Consider the following 17,535-nt stretch of genomic DNA (forward strand, 5'->3'; position numbering starts at 1 on the left):
CACTCAGAAATCAAAATCGTACCGGTCTTTTTTCTTTTCCGCTGCATATTTTTTATGCTCCGCATCGGCCAGCAGGGCAGCGGCAGAAGCGTTTTCTGCTTTGGCGGCAAGGGTTGCAGCTTCGGCAAAGCCGTCTTTGCCCAGCACATCCAGCGCAATGAGTGCCCGGATGCCCTCGTTGTCCTGCGCTTTCAGCAGGCGGGTGAGCACCCGGCCCGTGTTGGCCGCCAGAAATGCCCGGTAGTGCCCGGCGGCGGTGTCGCTCAGCTGCCAAGGATACCGCAGGCGGTCAAAGCAGAGCATGGCCATCGCGTTGGCGTCGTCGGCGTCGTGCCCCTGCGGGAAAATGGCGTCGTATTCTGCGGGGAGGAATTTATTGTCGAGAAAACACTGTCGGTAATGATACCCTTGCCCGGAAAAGGTGTGCAGCAGGATGTGTGCAGGCGTTTCTTCAATGTCCTCCCAGTAGGCGGGGTACCAGAGCGCCGCCTGCGGAGCCGCTGCCCCGGCAGGCCAAAACTCTGCCCGCACGGCCTCGGTGATGTTGTTCACAAGGGCGAACAGGCCGGTGGCTTCCGCAGGGCCCGCCTGCACGCGGAGCGTTTCCAGTGCAAAGCAGTTCAGGAACACATCGCTGCCCATGGTCAGATTGCCTGCACCCACGGTGAGCAGGCGCAGCCTGCGGCAGTTGTAGAACGCGCAGCTGCCGATGACCTGCAGCGTGTCCGGCAAAATCAATTCTTCGAGGAAGTTCCCGCACACCGGGTGCAGGTCGTCCGGGTCCGAAGCCGGGGCGTCAAAGTCAAAGTCGTACCGGCGGGCTGTGCCGCCCACGCTCTGCCCAAAGGCACGGGTCAGCCGGGCGGTGCCGTCCGGCGTAATCTCGTAGCGGCAGGTCTTGTCCGCACCGGGCAGGCTGCGCGGCTTTTCGGAGAAGCAGTAGTCGCCCAGCTCTGTGACGGCAAAGCTGCCGCCCTCCGGTGTAGGCAGAGCGCCGGGCAGTGCAATGCACGGCTCGGTGCCGTACACCCGTACCAGCCGGGCTGTGTCTGCCGAGAGCGGCAGGATATCCAAGGTCAATGTGCTCTCCGAAACCACGATGCAAAACCCCTCAATTTGATAAAATCATTCAGCTTTCAGTATAAACCAATGGTGAAATAATGTAAAGCAAAAAGAGCGGGCGCATTGCTGCGCCCGCCCTTGAGGAGGTAGGGAATATCGTTAGTTGTCGGCCAGATTGCCGGTGTAAAGCTGGTAATACTTGCCCTTTTTGGCGATCAGCTCGTCGTGGCTGCCGCGCTCGATGATGCGGCCCTGTTCCAGCACCACGATGCAGTCTGCGTTGCGGACGGTGGACAGGCGGTGCGCGATGACGAAGCTGGTGCGGCCATACATCAGGCCGTCCATGCCGCGCTGCACCAGTGCCTCGGTGCGGGTGTCGATGGAGGAAGTTGCTTCGTCCAGGATCAGCACCGGCGGGTCGGCCACGGCTGCGCGGGCAATGGCCAGCAGCTGGCGCTGGCCCTGCGACAGGTTTGCACCGTCGCCTGTCAGCATGGTGTTGTAGCCATCCGGCAGGCGCTGGATGAAGCCGTCTGCGTTGGCGAGCCGTGCAGCGGCCACACACTCCTCGTCGCTGGCGTCCAGACGGCCATAGCGGATGTTTTCCATGACCGTGCCGGTGAACAGATGGGTGTCCTGCAGTACGATGCCGAGAGAGCGGCGCAGGTCGGCCTTTTTGATCTTGTGGATGTTGATGCCGTCGTAACGGATCTTGCCGTCCTGAATGTCGTAGAAGCGGTTGATGAGGTTCGTGATGGTGGTCTTGCCGGCACCGGTGGAGCCGACAAAGGCGATCTTCTGGCCCGGACGGCCATAGAGGTTGATGTCGTGCAGGACCGTCTTCTCCGGCACATAACCAAAGTCTACATCCGTGAAGGTGATGTTGCCTTCCAGCTTGTGGTAGGTGGTGGTGCCGTCGTGGTGGGGGTGCTTCCACGCCCACAGGCCGGTGCGCTCGGTGGTCTCCACCAGATTATCCTCGCGGTCGTACTTGGCGTTCACGAGGGTCACATAGCCCTCGTCGGTCTCGCTTTCCTCGTCCATCATTTTGAAGATACGCTCAGCACCGGCCAGCGCCATGATGATGCTGTTGGCCTGCATGGATACCTGACTGATGGGCATGTTGAAGCTCTTGTTCAGAGAAAGGAAGGCCACCACGGTGCCCAGCGTCATGCCGCCGATGCCGCCCACGGCCATGGCTGCACCCACCAGTGCGCAGATGGCGTAGCTGATGTTGCCCAGCTGGGCGTTGACGGGCATCATGATGTTGGCAAAGCTGTTGGCCTTGTTGGCGCTGTCCTTCAGCTGATCGTTCAGCTCACGGAAACCGGCCAGAGCCTTCTGCTCGTGGGTGAACACCTTGACCACCTTCTGGCCTTCCATCATTTCTTCGATGTAGCCGTTCACCTTGCCGAGGTCGCGCTGCTGCTGGATGAAGTACTTGCCGGACTGCTGGGTGATCTTTTTGGAGCAGAACAGCATCAGGGCCACCATCAGCATGGTGACGATGGTGAGCTGCCAGCTCAGCAGGCACATGCTGAAGAAGACGGACACGATGGTGATGACGCTGGAAACCAGCTGCGGGATGCTCTGGCTGAGCATCTGGCGCAGGGTGTCCACGTCGTTGGTGTACACGGACATGATGTCGCCGTGGGGGTGCTGGTCAAAATACTTGATGGGCAGGCTCTCCATGTGGGTGAACAGCTGGATGCGCAGGTTGCGCAGGGTGCCCTGGGTCACGTTGACCATGGTGCGGGCGTTGAGCCAGGCCGCCAGAATGCCGATGACATAGATGACGCCCACCCGCAGCAGGGCTGCTGCCAGCGGGGCAAAATCGGGGTTCTGCTGCTGAGTCATGGGCACGATGTAATCGTCCATCAGCGTCTGCAAAAACAGGCTGGCCTGCACGTTGGCCAGCGCGCTGACCACGATGCACACCAGAACAAGGATGCAGTGGGGCAGATAGTGCCGGAACACTTCGCCCATGATGCGCTTGAGCAGCAAGCCCGGGTTTTCCACTTTGGGCTTGGGGCCCATGCCGCGCGGGCCGGGGCCGCGTACTTCTTTTGCCTGTGCCATTACTGCTCACCTCCCTGCTTATCGAAATCGCCGCCGCCCTGGGTCTGGCTGTTGTAAACTTCCTGATAGATGGCGTTGGTCTTCAGCAATTCTTCGTGAGTGCCCAGACCATTGATCTTGCCGTTATCCAGCACAAGGATGCGGTCGGCATCCTGCACCGAGGAAATACGCTGTGCAATGATGATCTTGGTGGTGCCGGGGATCTCCTCGCGGAACGCCTTGCGGATCTTGGCGTCGGTGGCGGTATCCACGGCGCTGGTGGAGTCGTCCAAAATCAGCACCTTCGGCTTGCGCAGCAGGGCGCGGGCGATGGTCAGGCGCTGCTTCTGGCCGCCGGACACGTTGGAGCCGCCCTGCTCGATCCAGGTATTATATTTATCCGGGAAGCGCTCGATGAACTCATCGGCGCAGGCCAGCTTTGCCACGCGGATGCATTCTTCCTCGCTGGCGTTCTCGTCGCCCCAGCGCAGGTTATCCAGAATGGTGCCGCTGAACAGCACATTCTTCTGCAGCACCATGGACACTTCGCGGCGCAGCACGTCGAGGTTGTAGTCGCGGACGTCCACGCCGCCCACCTTCACGGTGCCGGTCTCGGCATCGTACAGGCGGGGGATCAGCTGCACAAGGCTGGACTTTGCGCTGCCGGTGCCGCCGATGATACCCAAGGTCTCGCCGGGCTTGATGCGGAAGGTGATGTCGTTCAGCACCGGCTGGCCGCTGCCGTGCTTATACTTGAAGGTGACGTGCTCGAACTCGATGCCGCCGTCGGCCACCTGCTGTACGGGCTGCTTTGCCGGGGGCAGGTCGGTGGTCTCGTCCAGCACTTCCACGATACGCTTGGCCGAAGCGGCGGACATGGCGATCATCACAAAGGCCATGCTCAGCATCATCAGAGCCATGAGGATGTTCATGACGTAACCGAACAGGGCATTCAGCTGTCCGGTGGTAATGGCACCATGGAGCACATATTTTGCGCCGAACCAGCTCAGGGCAATGTTGCAGCCGTACACCGCCACCAGCATGGCAGGGTTATTGAAGCTCAGACGGCTCTCAGCGTTGACGAACTGGTCGTAGAGGCTCTGGCAGGCCTTGGTGTACTTCTCGTTCTCAAAGCCCTCACGCACAAAGCTCTTGACCACGCGGATGGCGGACACATTCTCCTGCACCGAGGCGTTCAGGTTGTCGTAGTTCTTGAACACGCGGTCAAAGATGTGGAAGGTGGGGATCATGATGCTGGCCAGCACCACCACCAGAAAGACTACCGCCACCACGAACACCAGCGACAACGGGCCGCCGATGACCACAGCCATGAACAGTGCGAACACCAGATGCACCGGGGCACGCACGCACATGCGTTCGATCATCTGGAAGGCGTTCTGCACATTGGTCACGTCGGTGGTCATGCGGGTGACAAGGCCCGCCGTGGAGAACTTGTCGATATTGGAAAAAGAATAATGCTGGATGTTCTCATACATGGCATCGCGCAGGTTGCCGGCAAAGCCGGTGGATGCCTCGGCGGCGTACTTGCCGGCCAGAACGCCCAGCAGCAGAGCAACGGCTGCCACCAGGAAAGTGAGCAGGCCGTACTTGATGATGGCATGCATGTCGCCCTTTTCAATGCCCAGGTCGATGATGAAGGCCATGATGGTGGGCAGAAGCACATCCATGACGGCTTCCAGAGCGGCAAAGAGCGGTGTCAGGACTGCGGCGCGTTTGTACTCGCCCAGATGTGACACTAACTTTTTGATCATCTGAGTTACCTCCTGTTAATTTTATTTGTTTGGTACAGAACAATTCTATACAAAACATTTTAATTGTCAAGTCCTGCGGAAAAGTTTCGAAAAATGTTCATAATTACTAATTTAACGAACATATTTTCAGCAGGTTGCACGGGAAAACTACAACTGACCCGGGGCGGCGGGCCGGGAGTTTTTCCGAAGACCGTCCGCTGGGGTGGGACCCTGTTGCCGAAGGCAATAGGGCGGGCGATGGAATGGCCTGCAACGACGGCGACCGCCGCCAGTGGCGGAAACAGGGAGCTATTGTTGGGGCCGCGGCCAGCAAGACGCAAGCGGTAGCGAAGCGGATGCTGGGAGCCGCAACCCGAACTCATGTCCGAGGAGAAAGCTACCGACACACCGCCCCTTTTGCGTCACTGCAGTGCTTCCCGCAGTTTGTTCAGCAGCCGCAGCAGCTCGGCGTTTTCCTCCTCCGTCAGCAGACCGGCCACATAGTCGTCGGTCTGGTGGAAGGTGAGCATCGTTTTTTCGTGGAACTGCACACCTGCCTCAGTGAGCACCAGCTGCTTGAGCCGGGCGTCCTGCGGCACGCTGCGCCGCTCAATGTAGCCCTTGCGCTCCATCAGCTGCAGGATGTTGGTCACGGTGGAGCGGGTGATGGAAAACTCCCGCTCGATGTCCCGCTGGAACACCGGAGTGTCCGGGTGGCGGTAGAGGTATTCAATGATCCACCCATGCATGGGGGTGGCCTGTTCCACCTCGTTCTCGCGGGAAAACTGGTTGATCTTGCGGAAGATCAGGTTGTCCACGCGGCGAATTTGTGCCGGGATGACCTGCGGGCCTTCCCAGGGGGGATCGGTGCATTTGCAGCACTCGTCTTTGATCTCGTCACACATAATGGTTTTGTCCTTTTGATTGTTTTGATGCTGAACAGTTTCTAATAGAACTGTTTGATAGCATACATATTATACAGCGCTCAAAGGGATTGTCAAGGGGAAGAAAACGATTTTAAATGCCCTCCGCTTTGCTCTGGGCATAAAATAATGAAATATTATTTTTAATATTGCAAACCAGCCAAGCCTGCGGGCTTGGCTGGTTTGCTTTTTTCACGGAAGGGGCCGCAGTTGCAAGCAGCATATTTTCCGGCTGCGCGGTCATTTCCGAAGGAAATAAGCGCAGCAGATGAGGTTTCCATTTTGGACCTTTCCTGTGAAAATGCAACAGCAGACAGCCCGCAGGCTGTCTGCTGTTGCTCTATTATTAAAATACCTTTCCGCTAAATATGCCCAGAGCAAAGCGGAGGGCATTCTAAATCGTCATTCCAGATTGTGCCGTTTGCAGAAATGTTTGCTGGCAAGGTACATGCCGCACCAGATGAGAACGGCAAGGATGAGATACACCGGGTTCTTCATGGAGCTGACCAGCGACTGCCCGAACACCGCCATCATGGCCACCATGACACCCTTGCCCAGCAGCATGGTGATGAGATAACGCTTCTCGTCAAAGTCCGAGATGCCAAAGGCCAGATGCATGAAGGAGCTGGGGGTGAAGGGCAGCAGCGTGAGCATGAGCAGCGACGAAGTGTCGAAGCGGTTCACCCATTGCTGGGCCTTTTCCAGCTTGGGCCAGCGGGAAGCCAGCTTCCAGAAATAGCGCTTGACCAGCCGCCGCCACAGCAGAAACATGATGCTGCCGCCCAGCGCCACACCGGCCCAGCTATAGATAAAGCCCAGCAGGCCGCCGTGGGCCGCCACGTTCAGCGCCACGATGGCAATGAGCGGCAGCGGCGGGAAGAAGGACTCTACCATCGCCAGCGTGATGGGTGCCAGCGGCCCCAGATTGCCGAAGCCGTTCAGGAGGTTCTCCCAGAATTCCAGCGTGCCCAGCTGGTGCAGCCAAAGATTCATTGTGTGTATCCGTCCCTTCTGCCTGCGCCCTTTCCCGCAGCGCAGGCCGTCTATCCGTAGTATATCCACATTCTATGACAGAGACGTGAACAGAAAGCGACTTTTTTCGCCCTGCCGCGTCTCTCTGTGAATTGATACGAGACAGCCGGGCGTTTTTCTGCAAAAAAGTGCGTGGTAAGTCTGTGCGTCGGAAGCTTTCTCCTCGGACACGAGTTCGGGTTGCGGCTCCCAGCATCCGCTTCGCTACCGCTTGCGTCTTGCTGGCCGCGGCCCCAACAATAGCTCCCTGTTTCCGCCACTGGCGGCGGTCGCCGTCGTTGCAGGCCATTCCATCGCCCGCCCTATTGCCTTCGGCAACAGGGTCCCACCCCAGCGGACGGTCCTCAGAGAAACTACCGACGCGCAGACGAATACAACAGCTCCCCGCTGGTCTGCTTTACTCTGCGCTCTACTTCTCCGCGCGGGCCTTCAGGCGTTCCAGCTGGGCGGTGCGCTGCTTCTCCCACCGGGCGAGGGATGCTTCGTCCGGCACCTGCAGGCAGCGGGCGTAGCTCCAGTGCAGGCCGTCGCGGCGGGCCAGCTTGTACCGCTGGAAGACGCCTTTGCCCACGTCATTGCCGCTGCCGGCGCAGTGGGGGCACTGGCTCAGGGTGTACCAACTGTTGCTGCCCTTTTTCAGCCACACGTCGTCCGGCGTCAGCGGTGTGCCGCACTCCGGGCAGTGCATGGTGTAAATTTTCGGGTCGGTGCGCCAGGCGTACTGCTCCACATAGCCGTGGAAGACTGCAAAATCCCGGTAGTCGCCGGGGGCGGGGCACAGGCTGGCCCGCAGGGAGTCTTCCTCGGTGGGGTAGGCGGCAAGGCCTGCCCGCAGGTCGAGCAAACGGCAGACATCGGCGGTGTAGAGCGTGTCGGACAGGGCATCGTGGAACTGCCGCTCCATGGGGATGCCCATCCGGGTGACGACGCTTTCCAGCGTCATGCCCTCGCCCTCCTTGCGCGGGTGCTCCCGCAGGAACACCTGCTGCAGGTCGTACCAGACAGTGGGCTTCGATTCGTCGATGTTGCAGAGAAATAAGTTCTGCTTGAGCACCGGAACATCGTCCATGCCCCACTCGGCAAACTCGGCGTCCGGGCCGCACCACTGCATGAAGCGGCGCAGGCCCTGCACGATGGGCTCGCCCTTGTCGAGGTCGGCCTGGGTCAGGCCGGTGACCTTGGCGATGTGGTGCTGCAGCTTGCGGAAGATGCGGGGCTTCAGGTGGATGGAAAAGGTGTCCAGCACGTTGGCATCCTCGTCGATCTTCACGGCACCGATCTCCACGATCTCGCCCCGGAAGGTCTGCTGCACGCCGTGATAATTGAAGGTGTAGGGCTGGTAGCCGATGTTCCATTCCAGATCAAATAAAACCAGATTGCGCGGCATTGTTTTGTGTTCCTCTCGTTACTCTAAAATAAACTTCTCCACCGCTTCGGCCACGCCGTCGTGGTTGTTGTCGGCTTCGGTGACGTAGTCGGCGCAGTCCTTCACGGGCGGCTCGGCGTTCTGCATGGCCACGCCCACCCCGGCAAATTCGATCATGGAGCGGTCGTTCAGGCCGTCGCCGCAGGCCATCAGGTTCTCGCGGCCAAGGCCCATGCGTTCCAGCAATGCGGCCAGGCTGCCGTCCTTCGCCACGCCCAGCGGCACGGCCTCGATGAAGAACGGGCTGGAGGGGTACAGGTCGGCGCGGCCCGCAAACTGCTGCTGCCCGGCGGCGCACACCGCGTCCCGGCGGGCCGGGTCCAGCGTGATGAGCATCTTGCAGATGGGGTAATCCACATACTTTGCCAGGTCGTCCACATGGATCATGGGCAGCTTTGTGGTAAAGCACTCCTTGTTGGCCCATTCGTCGGTGTCACGTTCGCACACGATGCCCTCATGGTTGTAGGTCAGGATGGCAATATCCTGCGCGGCGGCAAAGGCGCACAGCTCGGGCACCAGGGCCGGGTCCAGCGTTTTTTCCACCAGCGTCTCGCCGGTGACGCAGTCCACGATCTTGCCGCCGTTGTAGGACAGGATGCACCCGCCCTTTTTGTCCAGCCCCAGCTCCTTTGCCAGCGGGGTGATGCCGGCGGTGGGGCGGCCGGAGGCCAGCACGACGGTGACGCCCTGCGCGATGGCGGCGTCCAGCGCGGCGCGGGTGCGGGGGGTGACGACCTTCTGGTCGTTGGTCAGGGTGCCGTCCAGGTCCAGTGCCAGAACTTTGATCTTGCTCATCTATAACATTCCTCTCTCTTGCGGAAATAAGACACTTACATCTTCTATTGTACAATGAAATGCGCCCAACTTTCAACCCTTCCGGCACGGTTTGTGGGAAAAGCGGGATTTTACACACTTTTCCAGGGCTTTACATTGGGCGGGGAACGCCCGCGCCGGTTTTACCAAAGCTTTGCAGCGGCATGGTTTTTTGCAGCCCGGCGGCGCGCTACAATAAAAGCGTTCCCGCAAGATGACAAAACGGGGCCTGAGGCAGGCCCGCAGCGTTTGATGAGATGAAAAGAGAGGATCACGTTATGAAAGAAAATAAGATCTCCCGCCGCAGCTTTCTGAAATTTGGCGCAGCCGCTTCCGCCGTCGGTATGCTGGCCGCAGCACCCGTTGCCGCCCAGGCAGCCGAAGCAGATGCTTCCACCGCAGCAGACGAGGAAAACTGCCTGCTGGACCTGTTCAAGAAGCCCAAGTACATCTTCCTGTTCATCGGCGACGGCATGGGCACCGCCCAGATCCAGTCCGCCCGCTTCTATAAGGGCACCGTGGACAACAACGGTGCTGTTACCGAGGCTGACCTGAGCTTTACCAGCTTCCCCACCGTGGGCAGCGTGACCACCTACGACAGCACTTCCTTCTGCCCGGACTCCGCTTCCACCGCCACCTCCATCGCCACCGGCCACAAGACCGAGAGCGGCGTCATCAACATGTGCCCCTGGACCCGCGACGTGCCCTATGAGACCATCGCCGAAAAGCTGCACAGCCAGAAAGGCTACAAGGTGGGCGTCATTTCTTCCGTCAACATCGACCATGCCACCCCGGCCGCTTTCTATGCCCACCAGAACAGCCGCAAGAACTACTACCAGATCGGCGTGGAGCTGGCAAACTCCGGCTTTGAGTATTTTGCAGGCGGCGAGTTCCAGAAGGTGAACGGCGACGGCACCGGCCCCAACAACCACGAGGTGGCTGCACAGGCTGGCTACAATGTGGTCACCACGCAGGCAGGCGCTGCTGCCCTGGCCGCAGGCGCAGGCAAGACCCTGATCATCGCCGAGAACCTGGCCGACGGCAAGGCCATGAACTACGCCATGGACGCCGCCGCAGGCGAGTGGCAGCTGACCGACTACGTGAAGAAGGGCATCGAGCTGCTGGACAACGACAAGGGCTTCTTCCTGATGACTGAGAGCGGCAAGATCGACTGGGCCTGCCACGCCAACGATGCCGCTGCTTCCATCCACGATGTGCTGGAGATGAGCAACGCCGTGCAGGCCGCCGTTGACTTCCAGAACAAGCACCCCAACGAGACCCTGATCCTCGTCACCGCCGACCACGAGACCGGCGGCATGGCCATCGGCTACAAGACCACCAACTACGACACCTTCCTGACCAACCTGACCCACCAGAAGATGTCCTACGCAAAGTTCGATTCCACCTATGTGCAGGGCTACATTGCCAATAAGACCCCCTTTGAGACCGCCATGGCTGACGTGAAGGCAAACTTCGGTCTGACCCTGCCCACCGACCCGGCCGCCGCCAGCGCAGGCAAGCTGCTGCTGACCGACTACGAGGTGGAGAACCTGCGCACCGCCTACGAGCGCACCCTGGAGGTGGGTTCCTCCAGCCAGAGCAAGATGAGCCAGCAGGATTATGAGCTGTACGGCACCTACATCCCCTTCAGCATGGCCATCTGCCACACCATCAACCACAAGTCCGGCATGGACCACACCACCTATGCCCACACCGGTGCCATGGTGAACATCTACGCAAACGGCGTGGGTGCTGAAAACTTCGGCGGTGTGTTCGACAACACCGAGATCTACCACAAGCTGGCGGACCTGACCAAGGTGCAGTAAGTCCATCCACCGCTTTCCTTCGCGAATGTGCAAAAAGCTCCCCGCTCTGAAACCGCAGCGACTGCGGCAGGGTGGAGAGCTTTTGTATCTGTTATGCCGTCGGCCTTTGCGGCTCTGCGGTTGAAAAAGCAAATCGGGAAAGTCCGCAGACTTTCCCGATTTGTAATTTAAAAATTTAATTGTTGATCTCCGGGAAGCCCTCCAGCTTGCTGGTGCAGTGGGGGCAGCGCACGGCCTTGATGGCGATCTCGCTCTGGCAGAAGGGGCACACCTTGGTGGTGGGCTCTGCGGGCGCGGCGGGTGCTTCGGGCTTTTTGTGCAGGGAGTTGATCGCCTTGATGACCACGAACAGCACGAATGCCACGATCAGGAAGTTGATGATGGCATTGATAAAGGAACCAATGCCGATCATCACATCGCCCACATGGATGCCGACGTCCGAAAAATCAGCGTTGAAAAACAGGCCGATGGCGGGGTTGATGATGTCGTTCACCAGTGAGTTGACGATCGAGGTGAACGCACCGCCGACGACCACGCCGACTGCCATGTCCAGCACGTTGCCGCGCATGGCGAATGCCTTGAATTCTTCCAGGAATTTCTTGATGCCCTTGCTCTCTTTTTCTGCCATAAGTAAATCTGCTCCTTTACGCCCCTTATGCCGCAGGGGATTTTTATTTATCTCTATGATAGCGGATTTTCCGCCTGCTTTCAAGGGAAAAAGCCCTGTTTCGGCGTTTTTTTCGGGGCCCAAAATGCTGCGCCATTTTGGGCGGCAAAACAAACACGGGAAAGCCCGCAGGCTTTCCCGTGTTGTGGCTATAAAACGGAAATTACTTCTCCGGTGCAGCAAAAGCGATGGGGGTAGCGCCTGCAGCGGCATCCACGTTCTTCAGAGAGATCGGGGTGGTCTCGTAGTGCAGGGTCTCAAAGCTCTGGGTCTCGCCGTCCTCGGTGGTGAACTCCAGCACGTAGTTCACATCGGACTGCTTGTCGGCGTCCTCGTCGCGGGTGATGACAACGCTCTCGCCGTCAGCCAGACCGTTTTCGCCGGCCAGATTGTCGCCCTTCTCCTCGCTGCCTACGTCGTACAGGTACAGCTCGGTGACGGTAGAACCAGTGGTGTTGTACACGGTGTACTCAGCGGAAACAGCCTCGGCCTCGCTGGAAGCAGCCTCGGAGGAAGCGGCAGCAGAAGAAGCCACGGAAGAAGCAGCGGTGGAGGATGCGGAAGAACCGCATGCGGTCATGCCGACAGCCAGTGCTGCAGCGGCAGCAACGATAGCAGCATTCTTGAGTTTCATGTGAAATATACTCCTTATAGTCTTTACTTCATGTTTGAATTCAACCAACAAGGTGGGTTGGCTGACGAAGATGATTATACGGAAATTTGGACAAAAAAGCAAGAATTTCATGCGCATTTTCCACGATGAAGCAGGAACTGTTACCATTTTGACATGAAATGGACACATTTTAACATGTGCTAACATGAAGAAAACAAAAAGAACCTTCAAGATGGAAGGTTCTGGCAAAAGACATTATTTGGAACTTGATTCGGGAGGATCATCTTCCAGGTTGTCTAAAGCGTATTCAATGCAAAGCACGGTCAGTTTATTAAGAGAGATGTTTTTGTCGTTGCAGATCGTCTCCATGCGGTCAACCAGCTCTTTTCGCAGCCGAAAGGTACGGTTGATGTATTCTTCTTTTGGAATCTTGAATGCCACGATACACACCCCCTATGCTTCTATTATAAAAACATGATACACAAAATCTACGCATTAAATTGTGCGCTATTTACACTTGAAAAATAAGTGCAAATACAGTAAACTTAAGAAAATCTGGCAAAAAGAGGCTGGCGGAGACCAACTTGCCAGAAAACGACCATAAATGAAACCTATGAGGAGGATGATCTTATGGAGATGTTTGTTTTTATTGTGTATAGCGCGCTGGCTTACTGGGCGGCAGGGCAGACGATCTACGCCAATAAGATCCAAATCGGCACAATGAAGAATATTTTTCTTAACCGTCTTGTGGTGGGCATCCTGCTGGGGGTGATCCTGATCCCGGTGGCGATTCTGAAAAAGCTTTTCAGCCATTGAACGGACGAAGTGAGGAGAAAAGCGATGAGTGAACCAATGAAGATCTACGACGGCAGTGCCGAGGCCAAAACCGCCCGGAAACAGGCCAAAAGCTGGAACGGCTTCCATCTGCTGCTGACAGCGCCGGCCCGACGTGCTGTGATGCTGAGCAGCCTGAAGATCCCGATGCTGGTCGTCTTTATTGTGGGTTTGGCGGCAGGCATCGCTGCAGGAGCCGGCGTCGGGTTTGGTTTGGGATTTGGTACAGCGTTGGCGCTGGTGATCTATATGGGTTACCAGAACGATGTGTATAAAAAGCTGTACGCGCCGGAACGTGACCAAGGCGTTCTGACCCTGCCCGAGGGCATGACATGGGAGCAGGCGGTGGAGCGCATCCGACACGGCTTTGCGCACCCGGACGTGGAACAGGTGACCGATACGCCGGAGGATATTACATTCCACAGCAAAAAACGCGGTACTTACCAGCTGAAAAATACGCCGGACGGTCTGCGGATGACCATTCTGGCAAAGCCGTCCCGGAGCGGCAAAAAGGAATATCTGTATGCGGTGTTCGGCAGTATGCTGCTCTCACAGGTGATCGCACTGCTCTACCCGGAAATGATCTCTGCCGCGCAGGTGGAAGAAGAAAAAGCCCAGGTGAACAAACTGTTCAGGCGGCACGGTCTGCCCATGCTCATTGAGTGGGTCATTGGCATCGTGGTGCTGGTCGTTATGGGCTGGATGCTGTATATGGCACTGTACTCGGATGCGGCCCGCTCCAAAGGCCTTTCGGAGGGTCACTACAGTGCGTTCCCCGCAGAAGCCACTGTGGGCGAAGTGCTGGATGACTTTTTTGTCAACGGCAAGTGGGATAACTACGAGCAGAGCGGCGCGACCTTTGTCAGCTACACCGGTGAATGTGCGGACGCGCAGACCGGCGGGACGATCACCATAGGGTTCTACTTCAAACAGGAGGATGACGGCTCGTTCAGCATGGACCGGATGACATGGAACGGCGACACCATGAACCTGCTGAAGCAGTATGCTGTGCTTTCCAAGATCAGTGAGAGCTATTGCCAGCATCATGGCATTGCAAACTCCGGCAGTAACCCGCTGGATGATGCGCTTGATTCACTGGACGACATTTTGAACGGCGACTTAAACGATGCTACCGGCGCCGTTCCTGAGCCGGAGAGTGAGCCGGAAGAACCTGCAGCTGAATCAGTAAGCGAGTCGGTAAGCGGTTCTGATGAGGAGAGCGAAGCGGACAGCGAATGGGACGATTGGGACTGGGGCGAAGACCTTTATACACGCATTCAAGTGGACGCCGGTCTGGCTGCGGATGGAGAACTGGATAATGAGGAACTCAGCTATTTGCGTGCCATGGGAGAGGATGCGTTTTTCGACCAGTGGGAATACACCATGTGCGATGATATTGAAATGATCGGTTCCAGATACGATTACGAAACGGCGTACAGCATTTTTGAAAACTATGTTAATCTGTACGAGGTCGTATTCCCGAATGGCAGCCTGGCAGATAAATACATTTCTTATTGCTATGAGTCGAGCACACCGGAAACGGAGGATCAGGCAGAAAATCGAGTACACGACATTACGGGTGAACTCCGTTATTACGACGACTGAGAACGATCTATAAGCGAAAGACGAAGAAAGCGGAGCTTCCGCACAGCACAGGCTGTGGGAAACTCCGCTTTTTTGATACCTCGAAAAGCTTACTTGGGCTGGCGGCCGATGTAAGCCAGAATGCCGCCGTCGGCATACAGGATCTGGCCGTTCACAAAGTCGGAAGCGTGGCTGGCCAGGAATACGCAGGGGCCCACCATGTCGTCCGGCTCACCCCAGCGGCCTGCGGGGGTCTTGGCGGTGATGAACTGGTCAAAGGGGTGGCGGCTGCCGTCCGGCTGGATCTCGCGCAGGGGCGCGGTCTGGGCGGTGGCGATGTAGCCGGGGCCCATGCCGTTGCACTGGATGTTGTACTCGCCGTACTCGGAAGCAATGTTCTTGGTCAGCATCTTCAGGGCGCCCTTGGCGGCGGCATAGGCGGAGACGGTCTCACGGCCCAGCTCGCTCATCATGGAGCAGATGTTGATGATCTTGCCCTCACGCTTTGCGATCATATCCGGCAGCACGGCCTTGGAGCAGTTGAAGGCACCGCCCACATGCACGTCGATGACACGCATGAAGTCGGCGTGGCTCATCTCGATCATGGGCACGCGCTTCATCAGACCGGCGTTGTTCACCAGAATGTCCACGGGGCCCACTTCGGCCTTGATCTTGGCCACCATGGCGTTCACGGCGTCCTCGTCGGACACATCGGCCACATAGCCATGGGCCTCGATACCGGCAGCCTTGTAAGCAGCCAGGCCCTTTTCCAGGCTTGCCTCAGAAGAACAGTTGAAGCAGATAGCTGCACCGCATTTGGCCATGCCCTCTGCGATGGAAAAACCGATGCCGTGGGCACCGCCGGTGATCAGGGCCACCTTGCCCTGCAGATTGAAAGCGGAAAGATCCATGATTTTCTCCTTATCCCAGTTAAATTTTTAGCAAAACGCCCCGTACCGGTCCTCCCGGTACGGGGCGTTTGAATGGTGCTTTTTAGCGCAGGTCAGTGGTGGCGATGTTGTCCATGTCGTCAAACTCCATGTTCTCGCCGCCCATTGCCCAGATAAACGTATAGTTCGAGGTGCCTACGCCGCTGTGGATGCTCCAGGAGGGGCTGATGACAGCATCCTCGTTGTGCATCACGATGTGGCGGGTCTGGGTAGGCTCGCCGCACATGTGGAACACCACCTGCCCCTCGGGCAGTTCAAAGTAAGTATAGATCTCCATGCGCCGCTCGTGGGTGTGACTGGGCATCGTGTTCCAGTTGGAACCCGGCTCCAGCTCGGTCATACCCATGCTCAGCTGGCAGGTCTTCAGCACATCCGGGTGGATGAACTGGTTGATGGTGCGCTTATTGCAGGTCTCGACGTTGCCCAGAGGACGATGGTTTGCATCGGCCATCTTGATCAGGCGGGTCTCGTAAGAGCAATGTGCGGGAGCGGATACCATGTAGAACTTGGCGGGATGCTCCGGGTCGGCGGAAGCAAAAGTGACTTCCTTGGTGCCTTTGGTGATGTACAGGCAGTCCTTATAGCCCAGTTCGTACTTTACGCCGTCAGCCACCACGATGCCGGTGGAATCCTTGCCGATGTTGAACATGCCGATCTCGCGGCGCTCCAAAAAGTAGTGGGTGCCAAAGTTGGCCCAGATGTCGATGCCCTTGTCGATGGACACGGTCTCGTGCACCGGCATGCAGCCCAACGTGACCATACGGTCCACATGACTGTACACAGCAACGACCTCATCGGCCTTGTACAGACCGGTGATGAGCATTTCGTCCCGCATTTCCTCGGTGGTATAGCGCTTGAAATCCTTCTGGTTGCAGGAGTAGCGGATATCCATTCTGGACTCCTTCCTGCTCTTAGCGCTGGATACGGCCGGAACCGTCGCCGCCGGCCAGCTTCTCGACCTCGGACACGGTCATCATGTTGTAGTCGCCCTCGATGGAGTGCTTCAGAGCGGAAGCTGCAACTGCAAACTCGACAGCCTCCTGGGTGGTCTTGCCGGTCAGCAGGCTGTAGATCAGGCCGCCGCCGAAGGAGTCGCCGCCGCCAACGCGGTCGATGATCTTCAGCTCGTACTTCTTGGAGAAGCAGTACTCATTGGAAGCAACATCATACAGCATTGCGCTCCAGCCGTTCTCGGAAGCGTTGTGGCTCTCACGCAGGGTGATAGCGACCTTCTCGAAGTGGAACTTGTCAGCCAGCTGCTTAGCCACGCTCTTGTAGCCCTCAGCGTTCAGCTTGCCGCCGTAGATATCGGTAGCCTCGGCCTCGATGCCGAACACGTCCTTTGCGTCCTCCTCGTTGGAGATGCAGACGTCAACGTACTCGCACAGCTTGGTCATAGCCTCACGAGCCTGCTCGCGGGTCCACAGCTTGCCGCGGTAGTTCAGGTCGCAGCTGATCTTCACGCCGTGAGCCTTAGCAGCCTTGCAGGCCTCCAGGCAGATCTCAACAACGTTTGCGCCCAGAGCCGGGGTAATGCCGGTGAAGTGGAACCAATCCACACCCTCGAAGATCTTGTCCCAATCGAAGTCGGAAGGCTGAGCCAGCTGGATGGCACTGTTGGCACGGTCGTAGATGCAGACGGAACCGCGCTGAGAAGCGCCCTTCTCGTTGTAGTAGATACCAACGCGATCGCCGCCGCGGGTGATCATGCTGGTGTCAACGCCGTAGCGGCGCAGGCTGTTGACAGCGGCCTGGCCGATAGCGTGTGCGGGGAGCTTGGTGACGAAAGCTGCGTCCAGGCCGTAGTTTGCCAGAGAGACAGCAACGTTTGCCTCGCCGCCGCCGAAGGTGAACTCCAGGCTGTTAGCCTGAACGAAACGCTCATAGTTGAACGGCTGCAGACGGACCATCAGTTCGCCAAAAGTAACGACTTTCATTGGTTTTTCTCCTTTATTTACAGGTGTTTATGATATCCTGCTGCGGGGCATCCCCGGCG

General features: G+C 57.9%; 17 protein-coding genes. 3 read left to right on the forward strand and 14 right to left on the reverse strand.

The features are described 5' to 3' along the window. Positions 1–3: 3 nt before the first annotated feature. The 8 genes from CGS49_RS06620 to CGS49_RS06650 form a co-directional block, all read right to left on the reverse strand. The gene (locus CGS49_RS06620; RefSeq protein ID WP_242975401.1) at positions 4–1,080 is read right to left on the reverse strand and encodes a leucine-rich repeat protein; all 1,077 of its coding nucleotides are present in this window, start codon (positions 1,078–1,080) and stop codon (positions 4–6) included. A gap of 141 nt (positions 1,081–1,221) precedes the next feature. Next, positions 1,222–3,141: an ABC transporter ATP-binding protein gene (locus CGS49_RS06625; RefSeq protein WP_097801088.1), complete on the reverse strand. Its 1,920-nt coding sequence runs from the start codon at positions 3,139–3,141 to the stop codon at positions 1,222–1,224. Further along, entirely contained in the window at positions 3,141–4,892 is a 1,752-nt protein-coding gene (locus tag CGS49_RS06630; protein WP_097801089.1) for an ABC transporter ATP-binding protein, read from the reverse strand. The genes CGS49_RS06625 and CGS49_RS06630 overlap by 1 nt, the downstream gene beginning before the upstream one ends. Positions 4,893–5,293: 401 nt before the next feature. After that, positions 5,294–5,776, reverse strand: coding sequence for a MarR family winged helix-turn-helix transcriptional regulator (locus CGS49_RS06635; RefSeq protein WP_097801090.1), 483 nt, complete (start codon positions 5,774–5,776; stop codon positions 5,294–5,296). Positions 5,777–5,937: 161 nt separating this feature from the next. Continuing rightward, entirely contained in the window at positions 5,938–6,075 is a 138-nt protein-coding gene (locus CGS49_RS14200; RefSeq protein ID WP_179859043.1) for a hypothetical protein, read from the reverse strand. Between the two features lie 121 nt (positions 6,076–6,196). Next, a complete protein-coding gene (locus tag CGS49_RS06640; RefSeq protein ID WP_097801091.1) occupies positions 6,197–6,787 on the reverse strand; it encodes a TVP38/TMEM64 family protein in 591 nt (196 codons plus the stop codon). Positions 6,788–7,235: 448 nt separating this feature from the next. Beyond that, complete coding sequence (locus CGS49_RS06645) at positions 7,236–8,213, reverse strand: 3'-5' exonuclease (protein WP_097801092.1); 978 nt, start codon at positions 8,211–8,213, stop codon at positions 7,236–7,238. Positions 8,214–8,231: 18 nt separating this feature from the next. Beyond that, complete coding sequence (locus CGS49_RS06650; protein WP_097801093.1) at positions 8,232–9,047, reverse strand: Cof-type HAD-IIB family hydrolase; 816 nt, start codon at positions 9,045–9,047, stop codon at positions 8,232–8,234. Positions 9,048–9,343: 296 nt separating this feature from the next. Between CGS49_RS06650 and CGS49_RS06655 the strand changes: the two genes are divergently transcribed. Further along, on the forward strand, positions 9,344–10,891 hold the full coding sequence (locus CGS49_RS06655) for an alkaline phosphatase (RefSeq protein WP_242975402.1): 1,548 nt from the start codon (positions 9,344–9,346) through the stop codon (positions 10,889–10,891). 175 nt (positions 10,892–11,066) lie between these two features. Here CGS49_RS06655 and mscL read toward each other — a convergent pair whose 3' ends face one another. From mscL to CGS49_RS06670, 3 genes are all read right to left on the reverse strand, one after another. Next, complete coding sequence (mscL, locus tag CGS49_RS06660) at positions 11,067–11,519, reverse strand: large conductance mechanosensitive channel protein MscL (protein WP_097801095.1); 453 nt, start codon at positions 11,517–11,519, stop codon at positions 11,067–11,069. A gap of 202 nt (positions 11,520–11,721) precedes the next feature. Next, positions 11,722–12,192, reverse strand: coding sequence for a cytochrome C (locus tag CGS49_RS06665; RefSeq protein ID WP_097801096.1), 471 nt, complete (start codon positions 12,190–12,192; stop codon positions 11,722–11,724). 234 nt (positions 12,193–12,426) lie between these two features. Beyond that, a complete protein-coding gene (locus tag CGS49_RS06670) occupies positions 12,427–12,612 on the reverse strand; it encodes a hypothetical protein (RefSeq protein WP_143405823.1) in 186 nt (61 codons plus the stop codon). A 189-nt stretch (positions 12,613–12,801) separates the two neighbouring features. Between CGS49_RS06670 and CGS49_RS06675 the strand changes: the two genes are divergently transcribed. Together CGS49_RS06675 and CGS49_RS06680 are read left to right on the forward strand one after the other, a co-directional pair. Then, positions 12,802–12,987 (forward strand): hypothetical protein, encoded by a 186-nt coding sequence (locus CGS49_RS06675; protein ID WP_097801098.1) that lies wholly within the window; start codon positions 12,802–12,804, stop codon positions 12,985–12,987. A 24-nt stretch (positions 12,988–13,011) separates the two neighbouring features. Next, positions 13,012–14,610, forward strand: coding sequence for a hypothetical protein (locus CGS49_RS06680; RefSeq protein WP_143405824.1), 1,599 nt, complete (start codon positions 13,012–13,014; stop codon positions 14,608–14,610). Between the two features lie 89 nt (positions 14,611–14,699). Here the strand turns inward: CGS49_RS06680 and CGS49_RS06685 are convergent, their stop codons facing one another. The 3 genes from CGS49_RS06685 to CGS49_RS06695 form a co-directional block, all read right to left on the reverse strand. Next, a complete protein-coding gene (locus CGS49_RS06685; protein ID WP_097801100.1) occupies positions 14,700–15,500 on the reverse strand; it encodes a gluconate 5-dehydrogenase in 801 nt (266 codons plus the stop codon). Positions 15,501–15,582: 82 nt separating this feature from the next. Further along, positions 15,583–16,431: a 5-dehydro-4-deoxy-D-glucuronate isomerase gene (gene kduI, locus CGS49_RS06690; RefSeq protein ID WP_097801101.1), complete on the reverse strand. Its 849-nt coding sequence runs from the start codon at positions 16,429–16,431 to the stop codon at positions 15,583–15,585. A gap of 19 nt (positions 16,432–16,450) precedes the next feature. Then, positions 16,451–17,476: a sugar kinase gene (locus CGS49_RS06695; RefSeq protein ID WP_097801102.1), complete on the reverse strand. Its 1,026-nt coding sequence runs from the start codon at positions 17,474–17,476 to the stop codon at positions 16,451–16,453. Between the last annotated feature and the right edge of the window lie 59 nt (positions 17,477–17,535).

This window comes from Faecalibacterium langellae, assembly GCF_002549775.1.
GTDB lineage: Bacteria > Bacillota > Clostridia > Oscillospirales > Ruminococcaceae > Faecalibacterium > Faecalibacterium langellae.